This is a genomic window from Hansschlegelia sp. KR7-227 (assembly GCF_049446035.1).
GTDB lineage: Bacteria > Pseudomonadota > Alphaproteobacteria > Rhizobiales > Methylopilaceae > Methylopila.
In genome coordinates, this window is sequence record NZ_JBMSEA010000001.1 from 2,420,246 (window position 1) to 2,436,098 (window position 15,853).

A 15,853-nucleotide genomic window follows, 5' to 3' on the forward strand; every position below is an offset into this window, starting at 1 on the left:
CCCCCGCCGCGACTCGGCGCGCCGTCAGTCGAGCGTGAGGTCGGTCAGCGGGACGATCGCGACCCCGGCCTGCTCCAGCCGCCGCCGCACCTCGCCGGCCAGGGCGACGGCTGTGGGTTCGTCGCCATGGACGCACAGAGTGTCGACCTGGATCGGCCTGCGCGTCCCGTCTCGCGCGACGACCTCGCCGCGTTCGATCATGCCGAGCGCTTGCGCCGCGGCCGCCGCCGGGTCTTTCAGGACGGCGCCGGGAATCCCGCGCGGCGTGAGCGAACCGTCGGATTCATATGTCCGGTCGCAGAAACCCTCGCGGGCCACTTTGAGGCCGAGCTCACGCGCGGCGCGCTCCATCTCCGAACCCGGGGGGGCGACGCAGATCAGCCTCGGGTCGACGGTTCGGACGGCCCGCGCGAGCGCCTCGGCGTAAGGGCGGTCGACGGCGGCCATCGTGTAGAGCGCGCCATGCGCCTTCACATGGGTGACCGCGACGTCGGAATAGGTCGCGAGCGCCTGCAGCGCGCCGATCTGGTAGGCGAAGAGATATTCGAGCTCCTCCGCCTTCATCTCGATCGGCCGCCGGCCGAAGCCCCAGAGGTCGTTGAAGCCGGGATGGGCGCCCACGCTCACCCCATGCTGCTTGGCCGCGGCGACCACGCGCCGCATGGTGAGGGGGTCGCCGGCATGGAAGCCGCAGGCCACGTTGGCGGAGCGAACGATCTTCAGCAGCCCGTCGTCGTCGCCGATGTCGTAGGCGCCGAAGCCTTCGGCCATGTCGGCGTTGAGATTGATCATGAGCGCCATGCCGTCCTCGCCATGTTCGACGCGGCCGCACAAGACCTGGCGCCGCCATCCGATGTGTAACCCCGACGCGGAAAATCCGCATGGCCCAGACCACGTTCCCGACTGAACCCGCCGCGCCATGAGCGCCGCGACCCGCCCCGTCCCGGCGAAGCCCCGCTTCCTCGCGAGCGGCGACACGGCGCTTGTGATCGAGCTCGGCGACGCGATCGATCGGACGGTCAGCGACGCCGTGCTGCGGCTCGACGCGCGCGTCTCGGCCGCCGGCCTGGAGGGCGTCGTCGAGACCGTGCCGACCTTCCGGTCGCTGATGGTGCATTACGACCCGCTCGCGACCTCCGGCGACGCGCTCGAACAGGCGCTAGGCGCCCTGCTCGACGACGGGCGCGCCGAAGCGCGGAGCGGCCGGCTCTGGCGCGTCCCGGCCTGCTACGGCGCCGATCTCGGGCCCGACCTCGAGGACGTCGCGAAAGCCGCGAAGCTCTCGACCGAGGAGGTCGTCGCGCTGCACGCCGGCGTCGACTACCACGTCTACATGATCGGATTCGCGCCGGGTTTTCCCTATATGGGTGACCTTCCCGAGGCGCTCGACCTGCCGCGGTTGAAGACGCCGCGCACCCGCGTGCCGGCGGGCTCCGTCGCGATCGCGACCACGCTGACCGCGGTCTATCCTTTCGACAGCCCCGGCGGCTGGCGCATCCTCGGCGCGACGCCGGTCCGCCTGTTCGACAGCCGCTGGGAGCGCCCCGCTTTGCTCGCGCCGGGCGACGCCGTGCGCTTCGAACCCGTCGCGCGCGACGCCTATGAGGACCTTGTCGCGGCGGTGGACCGCGGCGACTGGAGTCCGGAGAGCGAGGAGATCGCGCCGTGATCCCGCTCTTCGAAGTGGTCGACGGCGGGCTCGCCGCCACCATCCAGGATCTCGGCCGGCCGGGCTTCCGGCGCGTCGGCGTGCCGGTCTCCGGCCCGCTCGACCGGGTCGCGCTGCGGCTCGCCAACGCCCTGGTCGGCAATCCCGAGCAGGCCCCGGCGCTGGAGATGCTCTACCGCGGACCCACGCTGCGCGCGGTCGCCCCGCATGTCCGCGTCGCGATCGTAGGGGCGGAGGCGGAGGTGGTCCATGAGAGCGGCGACCGCCACCCCGTCCCCTCCGGTCGGAGCGCCCGACTCAAGGCCGGCGAGCGCCTCGCGGTCCGAGCGTTCGACGCACGGGCCTGCGCCTATCTCGGGGTGGAAGGCGGCTTCGCCGTGGAGCCGCGGCTCGGCAGCGCGGCCACCTGCCGGCCGGGGGCCTTCGGCGGTCTCGACGGACGCGCTCTTACGACCGGCGATCGGCTGGCCGGACGGACCGAGGACGCGGCCGAACGACCGGAGTGCGCTCTCGCCGCGCCGCTCGACGCCGGTCTCGACCAGCCGATCAGGGTGGTTCTCGGCCCGCAGGACGACCGCTTCACAGAAGACGGCCTGAAGACCTTCCTGTCCGCGGACTACGCCGTCTCCCGCCAGGCCGACCGCATGGGACTACGGCTCGACGGGCCGGCGATCGCGCACGCCCGCGGCCACGACCTGGTGTCCGACGGCACGGTGTCGGGCTCGATCCAGGTCCCGGGCGACGGCCGGCCGATCGTGCTCGCCGCCGACGCTCAAACGAGCGGCGGCTACCCGAAGATCGCGACCGTCATCTCCGCCGATCTGCCGTTGCTGTTCCGGCGCCGCCCGGGCGACGCCGTCCGTTTCATCGCCGTCACGCGCCGCCAGGCGGAAGTCGCGCGCGCGACCCACGAGCAAGAGGTCGCACATGCGATCTCCGCCATCCGGGAGGTCGCCGACCAGGCGCGGCTCGACCCCGGTTTGCTCTACAGCGCGAATCTCATCGGCGGCGTCGTCGCGGCCTCCCACGACGACGAGGACGCCCTACCCCGCTGAGGCCTCCCTTCAGGCCGTGCTGAGCGCGCTTGCGCGCTTTTCGACGGCGAAGGAGACCAGCAGGATCACGAGCCCGCCGAGCGCAAGCGCGACGCCCACCCAGCCGAGCGACGTCCAGCCGTAGCCGGCGGCGATCGCGAGCCCTCCGAGCCAGGCGCCGAGCGCGTTCGCGAGGTTGAAGGCGGAATGGTTCAGCGCCGCCGCGAGCGTCTGGCTGTCGGCCGCGACGTCCATCAAGCGGGTCTGGACCGCCGGCCCGATCGCGATGCCGCAGCCGATCGCGAACAGGTTGATCGTCGCGAGCCAGACATTGGACGACGTCACCGTGAACAGCGCGAGCGCCGTGACGTTCCAGAGCAGGAAACCGATCAGCGCCGGCTTCAACGCCTGGTCGGCGAGCCAGCCGCCCACGGTGTTGCCGGCGATCATCCCGAGGCCGATCACCGCAAGCATCGCCGGCACCGTGGAGGCCTGCAGCCCGGTCACTTCGGTCAGCGTGGGCGCGACATAGCTGTAGACGGCGAACATACCGCCGAAGCCGATGGCGGCGACGCCGAGCGTGAGCCACACCTGCAGCGACGCGAAGGCCGCGAGCTCGCGCCGCGCGCTGGCGCCCGCCTCGACCCGGATCCGGGGCGCGAACAGGAAGACGAGCGCGGCGTCCACCGCGCCGATCGCGGCCACCGCGAAGAAGGCGTAACGCCAGCCGAAGGTCTGCCCGAGCCAGGTCGCGAACGGCACGCCCACCACGTTCGCGACGCTCAGGCCAAGCATGACCAGCCCGACCGCCTGCGCTCGCTTGTTCGGGGGCGCGAGGGCTGCGGCGACCAGCGCCGCGACGCCGAAATAGGCGCCGTGCGGAAGCCCCGCCAGAAAGCGTCCGATGTTCAGCGACAGGTAGCCCGGCGCCGTCGCGCTGGCGATGTTGCCGATCGCGAAGAAGATCATCAGCCCGATCAGCAGCTCGCGCTTCGGCGCGCGCGCGAACAGAACCGCGAGCAATGGCGCGCCCACCACGACGCCGAGCGCATAGGCGCTGATCGTGTGGCCGGACTGCGGGATGGTGACGCCGAGGTCGGCGGCGACGTTCGGCACGAGGCCCATCGAGGCGAACTCGCCGGTCCCGAGCGCCAACCCTCCGACGGACAGCGCGAACAGGGCAGGCGCGGCGCCGAAGGGCGGCGCTTCCCCGCGGGCGGTGGGGGCGAGCCCGAGTTCGCAGACCTCGTTCGCGTCGCAAAGGTTCGTCATGTCTTCTCCTTCGGCGAAGCGGAGCGGAAGCGCGGCGTCCAAAAGGGGTGGCGACCCGGGGGCGATGTCGCAATGCAACATGGCGCATGGCGGCCATGCCGGCCACCGGCGGGCCCACGTTTCCCACGAAGGACGCAATTGTCTCGACCGCGTTCAGACCGCGTTCGCCGTCAAAGAGGCAGGTTGATGCAACGGAAATCTTTCGCTGCCATCGTTCCTGAACGGCCGCGGGGTGTTGATTCGCGGAAGGTCGGGGGACCGTCTCGTCGATGGCGTTGAGTGTCGCGGGCGCCAAACGGGCGCGCATCGCCTTGCAACGATTCGGTCTCGGCCCGCGTCCGGGCGCGCTCGAGCGCATCGGCGACGATCCGCGCGGCGCGCTGAAAGCCGAGCTCGAGCAGGCGGACGTCGCGCTCATCGACGCTTCCGACCTGCCGTCGAAGCGGGTCGCCCTGCGCGACTCCCAGAACGGCTATGCGGCCGCCGAAGCCAACCGCCGCAAGGAGCTCGACGCCCGGATCGCGAAGCACCTGTCGGTTGAGATCGGCTTCGTCGAGCGGCTCGTGCTGTTCTGGTCGAACCACTTCTCGATGTCGATCAACAAGGACGACGTGATCCGCGGCTCCTACGGTCAGCTCGAGCGCGAGGTGATCCGCGCCAACGTGCTCGGCGACTTCACCGCCATGCTGCGCGGCGTGATCCAGCATCCGGCGATGCTGCGCTATCTCGACAACCAGGATTCGATCGGCCCGCACTCGAAGCGCGGCAAGGAGTGGCGACGCGGCCTGAACGAGAATCTCGGCCGCGAATTGCTCGAGCTCCACACGCTGGGAGCCGGCGGCGGCTACAGCGAGACCGACGTCACCTCGATGGCGAAGGCCCTGACCGGCTGGTCCTACGTCAATGGCTGGCAGGCCGATTCGAGCTGGGAGGGCGGAGCGCCGTCGATCCGGGGCCAGTTCATCTTTCGCCGTGACTGGCATGAGCCGGGTCCGATCACGATTCTCGGCAAGACGTATCGCAACGACGGCGTGAAGCGCGGACAGCGGGTGCTGATCGACCTCGCGAGGAAGCGCGCCACCGCCGAGCACCTCGCCTTCAAGCTGGTCCGCCACTTCATCACCGACCAGCCGACCCCCGCCATGGTCGACCCGGTCGCCGACGCGTTCCGCAAGACCGGCGGCGACCTCAAGGCGACGGCGCTGGCCCTCATCGCGCTGCCGGAGGCGTGGAACGAGCCGATGCGCAAGATCCGCACCCCTTACGAGCTTGCGATCGCCCAGTTCCGCGCGATGCGCACGAGCTATGTCGACGAGAACCGCTGGGCGTTCACCGAGCCGCTCAGGGCGCTCAACGACCTGCCCTGGGAGCGCCCGGCCCCGGACGGCTACCCGGACGAGAGCTACGCCTGGCTCGACCCGGACGGGATGACCATCCGGCTCGACACCGCGATGCTCGTCGTCGACCGGTTCGGCGAGGGCGTGAGGCAGCCGCTGAAGCTCGCCCGCTCGCTCTACGGCGCGGCTCTGTCGGAAGACCTGGCCGACGCCCTGACCTGGATCCCCGACACGCGTTCGGCGCTCACGCTGCTGTTCATGTCGCCCGAGTTTCAGCGGAGATAGGCCCTTGGACCACGATCACCGCCACGAGGAGCCTCCCCCCGCCCTTTGCGCCGCCGCCGCGGAAGGTTGCGAGGAGTCGCGCAGGCTGCTTTCGCGCCGCGCCATGATGGGCGTGACCGCGGGCCTGTTCTCCGCGGCGTACCTGCCGAAGTCCGCCCATGCCGGCGTCTCCGACCCGCGCCTGCTCGTCGTCGTGCTGCGCGGGGGCATGGACGGCATAAACGTCGTCGTGCCGCATGGCGACCGGGCCTACGCCGCGATGCGCGGCGACATCGCCCTGCCGCGTTCGGCGACGCTCGACCTGGCGGACGATTTGTTCCGCCTGAACCCCGCCCTCCCCTCCTTCCACGCGATGTACCGCGCCAAGGAGGCGGCGGCGGTGCACGCCACCTGCGTTCCGGTCCGCGTCCGTTCGCATTTCGAGGGCCAGGACAATCTGGAAAACGGCCTGCCGGGCCTGGCCTCCAACGCCACCGGCTGGCTCAACCGCTTGCTGACGGTGATGCCGGCGGGATCCAAGATAAAGAGCCGGGGCGCGATCCAGGTCGGCGAGGCGCCGCTGCTGCTGCGCGGGCCGGCCCCCGTGCTCGGCTGGTCGCCGACCTGGTTCTCCCATCCCCCGGAGAGCATCACGGGCGCCGTGACGACGCTGCTCCGGCGGCGCGATCCGGCGCTCTACTCCGCGCTCGCCGCCGGCATGAAGGCCGACGCGCTGGCGGAAAAAACGTCGTCCGACGACGGGAACATCAGCCAGTTCCGTCGCACCTTCCGCGGCGCCGGGCGGCTGCTCTCCGCGCCGGACGGCCCGCGGATCGCGGTGATGTCGGTGTCGAACTTCGACACCCACACCAACCAGGGCACGACGGCGGGCTTCCTCTGGGGCTCGCTCAACGAGCTCGACGTCGCGCTCAAGGAGTTCCGCGACACCGCCGCGCGCATCTGGCCGAGCACGGTCGTGGTGATGGTCACCGAATTCGGCCGCACCGTGCGCGTCAACGGCGGCGGCGGGACCGACCACGGGGTCGGCGCCGTCGCGCTGCTCGCCGGCGGCGCCGTGGCGGGCGGCAAGGTCTACGGCGACTGGCCCGGCATCGCGAACAAGGACCTGCTGGACGGCAGCGACCTCAGGGCGACGACCGACCTGCGCGCGGTCTTCAAGGGCGTGCTGCGCGATCATGTCGGCGTGCCGACGAAGATCCTCGACGAGACAATCTTTCCGGAAAGCCAGGCGATCAAGCCGATGGCCGGATTGATCCGCGGAGCTACGGCCCAGGCCGCCCTCCCGGCGTCCTCCGTGCTCGCCGCAGCGGGTTCCTCCGAGGCGCCTCTCCGGCCCGTCTCCGGCGTCGCGCAGTACCGCGCCGCCTATCCCGCGCCGTAAGCCGCCGTCATTCGGACGCGTTCGCCGCGCGCACGATCGCCAGCGGGTTGTCGAGCGTGCCGACGAATTGCAGGCTCGTTTCAGGTTCGAGCAGGTTCAGCATCTGCTGGTTGTCGTTGAGCTGAAGCCGGTTCAGGCAGTTCCGGACGAAGCGCGGCGCGAACAGATCGTGCCGCCGAGCCTTCTCGGCATGTTCAGGATGGGCCCCGAGATAACGTTCGACCGAGGCGCCGACGAGACGCCAGAAGCGGAGCTCGTCAAATCCCATATGCTCGACCAGCAAGGCGTTGAGATAGCGGAAGAAGCAATCGAACACGTCGGTGAAGACGCAGTTCAGCTTGGTCGCCTCGTCGACCGAGAAGGCGATGCGCTCGATCGCCCTGGGCAGCGGCCGCGCGCCGTTCAGCACGCCGATCTCCTCCCCGATGTCCTTCATGACGACGCGGACCGGCGCATGGTCCTCCAGCACGAGGATCAGGTTCTCGCCGTGCGGCATGAAGGCGAGATCGTGTTCGTAGAAGCAATGGACCAGCGGAACGAGATAGGCGTCGAGATAGCGCGCGAGCCACGCGTCGGGCTCGAGGCCGGAGGCCTCGATCAGCGCGGGCAGCAACGCTCCGCCGTCTGGGTCGACATGCAGCAGAGCGGCCATCGTCATCAGCCGCTGGCCGGCCTTCGCCTCAGGCAGAGGAGTGTCGCGCCACAGCGCGGCGAGCATCTTCTTGTAGGCGGAGTCCTGCTTCAGCCCTTCATCATAGGGCCGGTAGCGGTAGCCGATCGCGGCGACCTCGCGCAGGATCGAAAAGCCGGTCGCCTTCAACGTCGCGTCGTTCGCCACGAGATCCGCGAGCCATTCGTTGATCGCCGGCGTCGCCACCATGTATTTCGGCGACAGCCCCCGCATGAAGCCCATGTTGAGGACCGAGATCGCCGTCTTCACGTAGCGGCGGCGCGGAGTCGTGAGGTTGTAGAACGTCCGGATCGACTGCTGCGCGAGATAGCGGTCCTCGCTTTGACCGAGACAGACGATGCGGCGCGCGGCCACGTCCGTCGCGAAGGTCATCGCGAGCTTGTTGAACCACTGCCAGGGATGCGCCGGCATATAGAGGTAGTCCGCCGCGTCGAGCCCAAGCGCCGCGAGCCGCTCGGCGAACGACGCGAGCGTCTCCACGCCGAGCTCCTCCTCCATGAGCTCGGCGTAACCGAGATCGCTCAGGCTCGTGAAGGTCGCGCAGGATCGCGCGACCGCGAGCCAGACGAGCCGGACGGGGTTCGCCGCCTCCGGCGCGTAGGCGCGATAATCCTGCGCGTCGAAGCCGAGCCGGCCGTTGTTGGCGACGAAGGTCGGATGGCCCTCGGACATCCCGGTCTCGATCGTCTGGTGGTCGGCGCGAGCGAGCCGCGCGGCCGGCAGCCAGGATTTCGCGGCCTTGAAGGCGGCGCCGTAAAGGGTGCTCGAGATCTCCTCGAGATAGATGGGGAGCATCGCCTCCCTGATCCCGAGCGCCGCCTGGAACTCAAGCGTGAACTCCAATGCGTCGAGCGGCGCCGGCAATCCCACCAGGCGTTTCTCCAGGGAGGCCTCGTCGATCAGCCAGTGATCGAGCGGCAGGCGGCGGGCCCGGAAGCGGTACTCGAAGTTGGGGTCGCCATTGTCGAGCGCGTAACGGTCCCACGCGCCCTCGCTTTGGACGTAGCGCGGCGCGATCAGCAGCTCATGGGCGAACTCCGCGATCATCTTCCGGACGAGTCGACGATTAGCGTCCGCCCAGCGCTCGGGCGTGAGATGCTCGGCCGCGCGCTCGGCCGCGCCGAGCGAGGCGGCTGCCAACTGGTTCATGTTGCGGTCTCCTCTGCGAGGGAGGCTTCGAACGCCGCGCGCGTGCAGAAGGCGAGATGGGCGGTCTTCTCCCGGAACGCGACGGGTCGGTCGTAGACGAAGCCGACGGCCCGGTTCAGCGCGTGAATCTTGTCGTTGCGGATGTCAGGCTCCACGACGACGCGGCGCGCAGCGGGATCGTCGAAGACGAAGGCCATGATCGTGCGCATCACCGCCAGAGTGAAGCCGGCTATCTGTCGCTCCGCCGGAGCGACGAGAACATGCATGCCGCGGTCTCCGGCCGACGCCTCGTAATGGTCCCCGACTTGGTCGTGACGCGGATCGTAGATCTCTGTGAGGAACGCCGGCGCGCCATGGCGTTCGCCGAGATAGGCCGCTGCGTGCGCCGAACGCGTCAGCGCGGCGTAGAACGCAGCGACTTCATCTTCGGTCTTGTCGGCCATGTTCCAATAGCGGGCGTAAGGTCGCCGGACCCAGTCGACGATCAGACCTGCGTCCTTGGACAGGTCGAGCGGCCGCAGCGTGAAGCGTCCGACCTTCGGATCGACGCGCTCGAAGACGGCGTCCGGCCGGGCGTAGGCGGCGGCGGGGCTCATGCGCGCTGGGCCGTGCGGGCGCGCGCGCGGGGCGCGGAAAATTGCTGGAAGGCGATACGGCGCTCGATCGGATAGACCTCGCGGCCCGTCATTTCGCGGATGATGCTGGCGTTGCGGTAGCTCGCCATGCCGAGATCCGGAGCGACGAAGCCGTGGGTGTGGAGCTCGGCGTTCTGGACGAAGATCTCCTCCCCCGCCCCGTCGATCGCGTAGTTGCGCTTCACCGCGAAACGGCCGCTTTCGTCCCAGCGGATGCGGTGACGGATGGGCTTCAGGAAGGCTGGCGTCCGGTACGCGTAGCCGGTTCCCAGCACCACCGCCTCGGTTTCGAGTTCGAAGGAGCTGTCCTGCTCGGTCTGGCGCAGGCCGAGCGTGAACCGTCCCGTCGCCTCGTCGAACGCGCAGCGCGTGAGCTCGGCGTTGGTGTGGAGATTGACGTCGAGATCGGAGGACAGGCTCTTATTGTAGAGCGTGTCGTAGATGTCATTGATCAGGCTTGCGTTTATGCCCTTGTAGAGGCCCTTCTGAGCCTTGATGAGCTGGTCGCGCCGGAAGGCCGGCAGCCGGTGGAAATAGTCGGCGTAGTCCGGCGAAGTCATCTCGAGCGTGAGCTTCGTCAATTCGAGCGGGAAGAAGCGGGGCGAGCGCGTCACCCAGTCGAGCCGATAGCCGTGAACGTCGATCTCCTGGAGAAGGTCGTAGTAGATCTCCGCGGCGCTCTGTCCGCTGCCGATCACCGTGATCGACCGCTTCCTTTGGAGCTCCGCCTTGTCCGCGAGATAGCGCGACGTGTGGGTGACCCGGTCCGCGACGCCGCGGCAGCAGGCCGGGATCGCAGGTGACGCTCCGGTCCCGAGCACCAGCCGCCGCGCCAGGCGCAGGTTCTGCGCGCGCGTCTTCACGTTCCTCGTCGTCACGCAATAGAGGCGCTGCGCGTCGTCATAGTCGATGCGCTCCACGGACTGGCCGAACTCGACGTTCGGCAGTTGCTCTGCGGCCCACTGGCAGTACTGGTTGAACTCCTTCCGCATGAGGAAGAAGTCCTCCTTGATGTAGAAGGCGTATATTCGCCCCTGCGACTTCACGTAGTTCAGGAACGAGAAGCGGCTGGTCGGATCGGCCAAGGTCACGAGGTCGCCGATGAACGGGGTCTGCAAGGTCGATTCGGCGAGCAGCATCCCGGGATGCCAGTCGAACCGTTCGTTGCGGTCGAGGAACAGACCGTTGAGTTCGTCGATCGGCTCGGTCAGGCAGGCCAGGCCGAGATTGAATGGCCCCACTCCGACGGCGACGAAGTCGAAGATTTCTGCGCGACCGGCGTCGCCCGACATCGAACCGTCCATATCGCGAACCTTTCGGCGGTAGCGTGTCTTCGGCTGAGCGGCGCAACCGGCAAACGGCGCAATTGCAAAGCGCCGTGCATCCAGGGACCGAATAATTCGGCTAACTTTGTCTGTCGATTTCCTGCGTTATACGTACAGCCGCGGCATTAATGGCAAGAGCCGACTGGAAATCGTGATGTCTATTTCATTGCAATAGGTCGAAGGCGGCGACTTTTTACGTTCGCGGGGTTGGGCTTTGTCGACGCAGGTTCGACGTCCACAAGTCCTCTCGACCTTTGTTGGAGGCCTCATAGCCGCCCCACAGTCGGCAGGCCACGCAGACAGGCTGCACGTCGGGAGCCACTTATCCGCGAAGCTTCACCGGCCGCCCAGCCTGGGACGGCGCTGGAGCGTCGGCCGCCGACGAATGCGGATCGCAAAGCCGACGGGGCGACGCCGGCGTGCGGCTCGACGCCCGCGCCCCACGATTTAACTCTCGCGTTCCCGGGTCGGCGCGGGCACGCAAAGATCGCCCGCGCGCGCGGGCGACGCTCGACATGCTAAGGACGACGAACACCGACGAGGGGGCGCGACGGCTTTGGACGATACGCATCGCATCGGCTCCGACGGCCTGTCCGTCGTGATCGCGGCAGAGGGCGCCGAGCTGCAAAGCCTCAGGGACAGCTCCGGGGAGGAGTTGCTGTGGCAGGCGGGTCCCGAATGGCCGCGGCGCGCGCCGATCCTGTTCCCGACCGTCGGACGGCTCGCGGGCGATACGCTGCGCCATGACGGCGCTACGTACCGGATGACCCAGCACGGCTTCGCGCGCGACAGCCTGTTCGAGTGGGTCGAGCGGTCGGAGCGGCGCGCGGCGCTCCGGCTGACGGACAGCGAAGCGAGCCGCCGGCTCTATCCGTTTCCCTTCCGCCTCGACGTGTCCTACGGGGCCGAAGACGCCGCGCTCACCGTGATCGCGGAGGTGACCAACGTCTCGTCCGAGACGATCCTGCCCTTCTGCATCGGGGCGCATCCGGGTTTTCGCTGGCCGCTCGTCGACGGCGTAGAGAAGGAGGCGCATGTCCTCGAATTCGAGGCGCGGGAGACGGGGCCGAGCCGCTCGGTCATCGACGGTCTGCTCGGCGCCGCAAAGGAACTGCCGTTCGACGGGCGCGTGCTGCCGCTGACGCCGGAGCTCTTCCGGCAGGACGCGCTGGTGATGCCGGGCGTCGCCAGCCGCTCCGTCCGCTACGTGGCGAAGACGGCGGAGGGCGCGGAGGCGCGCGCGCTCACGATCTCCTGGAGCGGGTACGAGGACCTCGGGGTCTGGTCGGCGCCGGCCGGCGCTCCGTTCCTCTGCGTGGAGCCCTGGCGCGGCATGGCGAGCCCGGTCGACTGGAACGGCCCGTTCGTCGAGAAGCCGGGCGTGGTCAGGCTGCCGCCCGGAGCCTCCATGGCCTTCGAGTGGCGCGTCGCCCTCTGATCCGGGGCTGCTAGAGCGCCGCCAGCTCGCGCTTCAGCGGCTTTCCCGTGTGGGTCCGCGGGATGGCGTCGACGACGACGATCCGGCGTGGCGCCCTGAGGCCCAGGATCGTCCGGCAGTGCGCGAGCAGCGCCGCTGCGTCCGCGCGCTCCGCGCCGGGCGCCAGCACGACGGCCGCGGCCGGTATTTCGCCATGAAGCCGCGACGGCATCGGAAAGGAGACGGCCTCCCGCACGTCGGCATGCGCGGAGAGCGCGTCCTCGATCGCGCCGCCGGAGATCTTGACGCCGTTCAGCAGCATCACGTCGTCGGCGCGCCCGTGATAGATCAGCGGGCCGCCGGCCGGCCACGAGATCAGGTCGTTGGGGTAGAACCAGCCGTCGCGGAACTGGGAGGATGACGGGTCCTGGCCGACATAGGCCTTCGGCGCCGCCGGACGGCGCGCGCGGATCTCGCCGATCTCTCCTCGCGCGACCGGCCTGCCTTCGGCGTCGACGATCTCGACCTCCGCCTCGGGCCGAGGGCGGCCGACGCCTTCGGGATGCTCCTCATGTTCGTCGGGCGTCGCGAGCGAGATCTGGCCGATCTCGCTGGTCGCATAGGAGATCCAGAGATTCCGGGACAGTCGTGCGGCGATCGCCGCCCTGAGCGGCCCCGGCACGCGCGATCCGCCGGTGAGAAGGCTCGTCGTCTCGGGCATCGGCGAGAGCGCGCGGCCCCCGTTCAGCAGCGACGCGAGCGCATAGGTCCCGATGTGGACCTGCGAGACGTCCAGTCGCCTGCAGGCGGACCCGAGCTCGGCCATGTCGCGCGGGGCGATCACCGTGGCGCAGCCGCCGAGCAGGGCGTAGAGGCGGTAAATCCGCGTCGAGTCGAACTCGATCGAGGAGGTGCGCATCACGCGCCGCTCCTTTGGCTCGGCGGCGGTGCGCGCAGCCGCGCCGGCGAGCCGCGCGAAGCTCAGAGGGAACAGCTTGGGGACGTCCGTCGACCCGGACGTCTTGACGTAGACCGCCGCGGCGTCGGCCGGCGCGGGGCGGGCCTGCGCGAGGCCGCTCGGCGCGGCGGCGAGCGTTCGCTCGTCGACCACGACCGAGCGAACGCCGTCCATCCAATCCCGCCGCTCGTCGCAGACGACCAACGAGACGCCGAGCCGCCCCATGGTCGAGCGGTTGCTCGCGGCGGTTTCGTGGCTCGGGAGGCAGACCTGGGCATCGCCGAGACACAGCAGCGCCAATGCCGTCGCAAGGTGAAGATCGGCGTCGCGCATCGCGACGCCGACGACCATGCCGGGCGTCCAACCCTCGCGGCAGAGCAGCCCGATCATGCGGTCGACGCGGTCGAGCAAGGCGCCGAAGCTGACCCGCGCATCCTCCGAAACGACGGCGTCCGCGCCTGGCGAGGCGGCGGCTCGCGCTCCCAGCATGTCCGCCGCTGAGATCGAGGTCGGCAGACCGCCTGTGGACGCAGTTTCGCTCACAAGACCTCCCTCAGAAGCCTCTTGAGCTCGCCGCGCTGCTGGAGCGGCCAGACGACGTTGTGCTCCTCCACGCCGGGCACCTCGCGCCGCCGTCCGCCCCAGGCCCGGATCATGCGGTTCGCCGCACGCCGGTCGGACGCGAAGTCGGACGCGTGGACGAAGCACAGCCGCGGCCGGCCCCGGAGGGCGGCCATCAAGCGGTTGCGGCGGGGCGCGAGGGCGAGCAGAGCGGCGTTGACCGTGCCGCTGATCGACACGCCGCGGTCGGCCTTCAGCTTCAGCGCCGCGACGACCGCGAAGCCGCCGCCGCCGCTGGTGCCGACTGTGGCGACGCCGGAATAGTCGGCGCGGATGAAGGCGCGCCGGAGGTAGGCGATGACGCCGTCGAAATCGGTCGCCTCGCCGTCGAGCCCCTCCAGGAAGGATTTCGTTCGCTTCAGCAGCACGACGTCCCACGCGGCGGCGTCGAGCGCCTGAAGGAAGACGGGCGTGGGCAGCATCATCCGCCGCGCCTTGCCCGTGAAGGCGATCAGCAACCGCTTGGGCGTCGCTCCGCCCTTGCCCGCGTAAAAGAGGACGCGATCGCTGATCTCGCGACGTTCGAAGGCCTCGGGCGCGTCCAGCAGCCCCGGCGTCTTCGCGCCGAGGCCCGCGAGCCAGGCCTGGCCGGCCTCGGGAAAGTCGGGACGCCGCGCAGCCCGGCCGAGGGCTGCGACCTCCGGGGGCGCGAGGTTCTCCTCGAGCCGGATGTGCAGCCTGTTGAACAGGTTCTCGGTGCGGCAGGCCCGGGCTTTCGCGAGATAGTCCTCGATCATGCCGGCAGGCGCGCCGTCAGCCAGGCTTCGACGTCGCGAAGCGTGCGCATCCCGGCGACGTGGCCGGGCGTCAGCTCCAGCCCGCTGTTCACCTCGACCGCGATGCAGAACTCCATCCAGCCGAGGCTGTCGAAACCGAGGCTTTCGAGCGGAATGTCCGCGCCGTCAGCGATGGCGCGATCAAGCGCCGCGTCGAGAGCGGCCTCCTGCTTGCCCGCCAGCGCCGCCGCGCGGATCAGGTCGCGCGCTGTAACGGCTGTGGCGGTCGTCACGCCGCGCCCGCGACCTCGGTCGCCTCCTCACGCGCCCAATAGGCGTCCAAGCCCGCCAGCACCTCGGCGCCGAGCGGCGTGGCGGCGGCGTGCTCGCGCAAGGTCTCGAGCGTCGGCTTCGCGACGTCGCGGTTGCGATCGCGGCGCTGCGCCGCCTCCCGAACGTCGTCCGGTCCAAGCCGGCCGCTCGCGATCATGCGGTTCATCGCGAGATGCACGCGCGTGGCGACGAAGCAGGCGTGGAAGATGCCGTCGACGGGGCGGAGGTCGGCGCGCGCGGCGGACTTCAGCCGCGTCTCCCCCCTATCGGTCGTGAGCGGCTGTTCCGTCGCGAGCGCGAACAGCAGAACGTGGCTCGCCTCGTGGATCAGCATGTCGAGCATGCGGATCGGGCTTCGCCGCTGGGCGGCGTTGATCAGCACGCCCTCGCGCAGGAAGAAGCTCGAGCAGGCCCCGAAATGGCTGCTCGGGTCGGCGTCGGCGGGCGCACCGAGCACGATGACGCGCAGAAGGGCGCGGACCTCCTCATGGAAGGCGGGGTCGACGCGCGCCAGCAAAATCATGGCGGCCTCGAATTCGGCGCGGCACGCCAGGGCGGCTGCGTCCGACGGCGCGATCGGCTTGAACGGCAGCGCGCGGTCGGTGTCCATCAGCCGCAGGAAATGATCCCACCAGCGGCTCGGAACCGCGGGATCGCCGAGCGCCATCAGGCGCTCCTCGCGAACCGGCAGCGACGACGCCTCGACGAGGTCGTCGACCAGCCACTCCACGGGACGACGGTCCTGCCGCGTGATCTCCGCGACGAGATAGGAGTAGAGACAGCTCACCCAGGGCGTGACCGGCCCCTCGGCGAGACGGGACGCCGCCGCCGCCATCCGGCCGCCGACAGGCTCGCCCCGAGCCTCGAGCACCTGCGCGATATAGGCGAAAGAGTCGCGCAGCTTGAGCCGCCAGAGCGCGTCGCAGGACGCGACGCGCTCCAGGTCCGGCGCCAGCGGACTGGCGGGCGTCATGCTTGCTCGCGACGCCGGGCGCCCGGCCGGTCGCGCTCTGCGCACCGGGCCGCCGCG

14 protein-coding genes are annotated in these 15,853 nt (G+C 69.8%); 5 read left to right on the plus strand and 9 right to left on the minus strand.

Annotation, left to right across the window (positions count from 1 at the left end; all coding sequences use genetic code 11):
* Positions 1-24 precede the first annotated feature (24 nt).
* Entirely contained in the window at positions 25-801 is a 777-nt protein-coding gene (locus tag ACO2RJ_RS11330) for a LamB/YcsF family protein (protein WP_423268119.1), read from the minus strand.
* Between the two features lie 118 nt (positions 802-919).
* On the opposite strand from ACO2RJ_RS11330, the gene pxpB reads away from it, so the two are divergent.
* Complete coding sequence (gene pxpB, locus ACO2RJ_RS11335) at positions 920-1,669, plus strand: 5-oxoprolinase subunit PxpB (RefSeq protein WP_423268120.1); 750 nt, start codon at positions 920-922, stop codon at positions 1,667-1,669.
* On the plus strand, positions 1,666-2,724 hold the full coding sequence (locus ACO2RJ_RS11340) for a biotin-dependent carboxyltransferase family protein (protein ID WP_423268121.1): 1,059 nt from the start codon (positions 1,666-1,668) through the stop codon (positions 2,722-2,724). The genes pxpB and ACO2RJ_RS11340 overlap by 4 nt, the downstream gene beginning before the upstream one ends.
* Positions 2,725-2,733: 9 nt before the next feature.
* On the opposite strand, the gene ACO2RJ_RS11345 is transcribed toward ACO2RJ_RS11340, so the two are convergent.
* A complete protein-coding gene (locus tag ACO2RJ_RS11345) occupies positions 2,734-3,975 on the minus strand; it encodes an MFS transporter (protein ID WP_423268122.1) in 1,242 nt (413 codons plus the stop codon).
* 269 nt (positions 3,976-4,244) lie between these two features.
* On the opposite strand from ACO2RJ_RS11345, the gene ACO2RJ_RS11350 reads away from it, so the two are divergent.
* Both ACO2RJ_RS11350 and ACO2RJ_RS11355 read left to right on the plus strand, forming a co-directional pair.
* Positions 4,245-5,597 (plus strand): DUF1800 domain-containing protein, encoded by a 1,353-nt coding sequence (locus ACO2RJ_RS11350; protein ID WP_423268123.1) that lies wholly within the window; start codon positions 4,245-4,247, stop codon positions 5,595-5,597.
* A gap of 4 nt (positions 5,598-5,601) precedes the next feature.
* Positions 5,602-6,978, plus strand: a complete 1,377-nt coding sequence (locus ACO2RJ_RS11355) for a DUF1501 domain-containing protein (protein ID WP_423268124.1) — start codon at positions 5,602-5,604, stop codon at positions 6,976-6,978.
* Positions 6,979-6,985: 7 nt separating this feature from the next.
* Here the strand turns inward: ACO2RJ_RS11355 and ACO2RJ_RS11360 are convergent, their stop codons facing one another.
* Genes ACO2RJ_RS11360 through ACO2RJ_RS11370 form a run of 3 tightly spaced genes read right to left on the minus strand, consistent with a single transcriptional unit; the run spans position 6,986 to position 10,745 of the window.
* Positions 6,986-8,818, minus strand: coding sequence for an IucA/IucC family protein (locus tag ACO2RJ_RS11360; protein WP_423268125.1), 1,833 nt, complete (start codon positions 8,816-8,818; stop codon positions 6,986-6,988).
* A complete protein-coding gene (locus ACO2RJ_RS11365) occupies positions 8,815-9,414 on the minus strand; it encodes a GNAT family N-acetyltransferase (protein WP_423268126.1) in 600 nt (199 codons plus the stop codon). Before ACO2RJ_RS11365 ends, ACO2RJ_RS11360 begins: the two co-directional genes overlap by 4 nt.
* Positions 9,411-10,745, minus strand: a complete 1,335-nt coding sequence (locus ACO2RJ_RS11370; RefSeq protein WP_423268127.1) for a lysine N(6)-hydroxylase/L-ornithine N(5)-oxygenase family protein — start codon at positions 10,743-10,745, stop codon at positions 9,411-9,413. The genes ACO2RJ_RS11365 and ACO2RJ_RS11370 overlap by 4 nt, the downstream gene beginning before the upstream one ends.
* 589 nt (positions 10,746-11,334) lie before the next feature.
* Between ACO2RJ_RS11370 and ACO2RJ_RS11375 the strand changes: the two genes are divergently transcribed.
* The gene (locus tag ACO2RJ_RS11375; RefSeq protein ID WP_423268128.1) at positions 11,335-12,216 is read left to right on the plus strand and encodes an aldose 1-epimerase family protein; all 882 of its coding nucleotides are present in this window, start codon (positions 11,335-11,337) and stop codon (positions 12,214-12,216) included.
* Between the two features lie 10 nt (positions 12,217-12,226).
* Here ACO2RJ_RS11375 and ACO2RJ_RS11380 read toward each other — a convergent pair whose 3' ends face one another.
* From ACO2RJ_RS11380 to ACO2RJ_RS11395, 4 genes are read right to left on the minus strand one after another with little or no spacing between them, the layout of a single operon-like run.
* Positions 12,227-13,696 (minus strand): class I adenylate-forming enzyme family protein, encoded by a 1,470-nt coding sequence (locus tag ACO2RJ_RS11380; protein WP_423268129.1) that lies wholly within the window; start codon positions 13,694-13,696, stop codon positions 12,227-12,229.
* Positions 13,693-14,511: a hypothetical protein gene (locus ACO2RJ_RS11385; protein WP_423268130.1), complete on the minus strand. Its 819-nt coding sequence runs from the start codon at positions 14,509-14,511 to the stop codon at positions 13,693-13,695. Before ACO2RJ_RS11385 ends, ACO2RJ_RS11380 begins: the two co-directional genes overlap by 4 nt.
* Positions 14,508-14,783, minus strand: a complete 276-nt coding sequence (locus ACO2RJ_RS11390; protein WP_423268131.1) for an acyl carrier protein — start codon at positions 14,781-14,783, stop codon at positions 14,508-14,510. Before ACO2RJ_RS11390 ends, ACO2RJ_RS11385 begins: the two co-directional genes overlap by 4 nt.
* Complete coding sequence (locus tag ACO2RJ_RS11395) at positions 14,780-15,796, minus strand: aKG-HExxH-type peptide beta-hydroxylase (protein ID WP_423268132.1); 1,017 nt, start codon at positions 15,794-15,796, stop codon at positions 14,780-14,782. Before ACO2RJ_RS11395 ends, ACO2RJ_RS11390 begins: the two co-directional genes overlap by 4 nt.
* Positions 15,797-15,853: the final 57 nt, after the last annotated feature.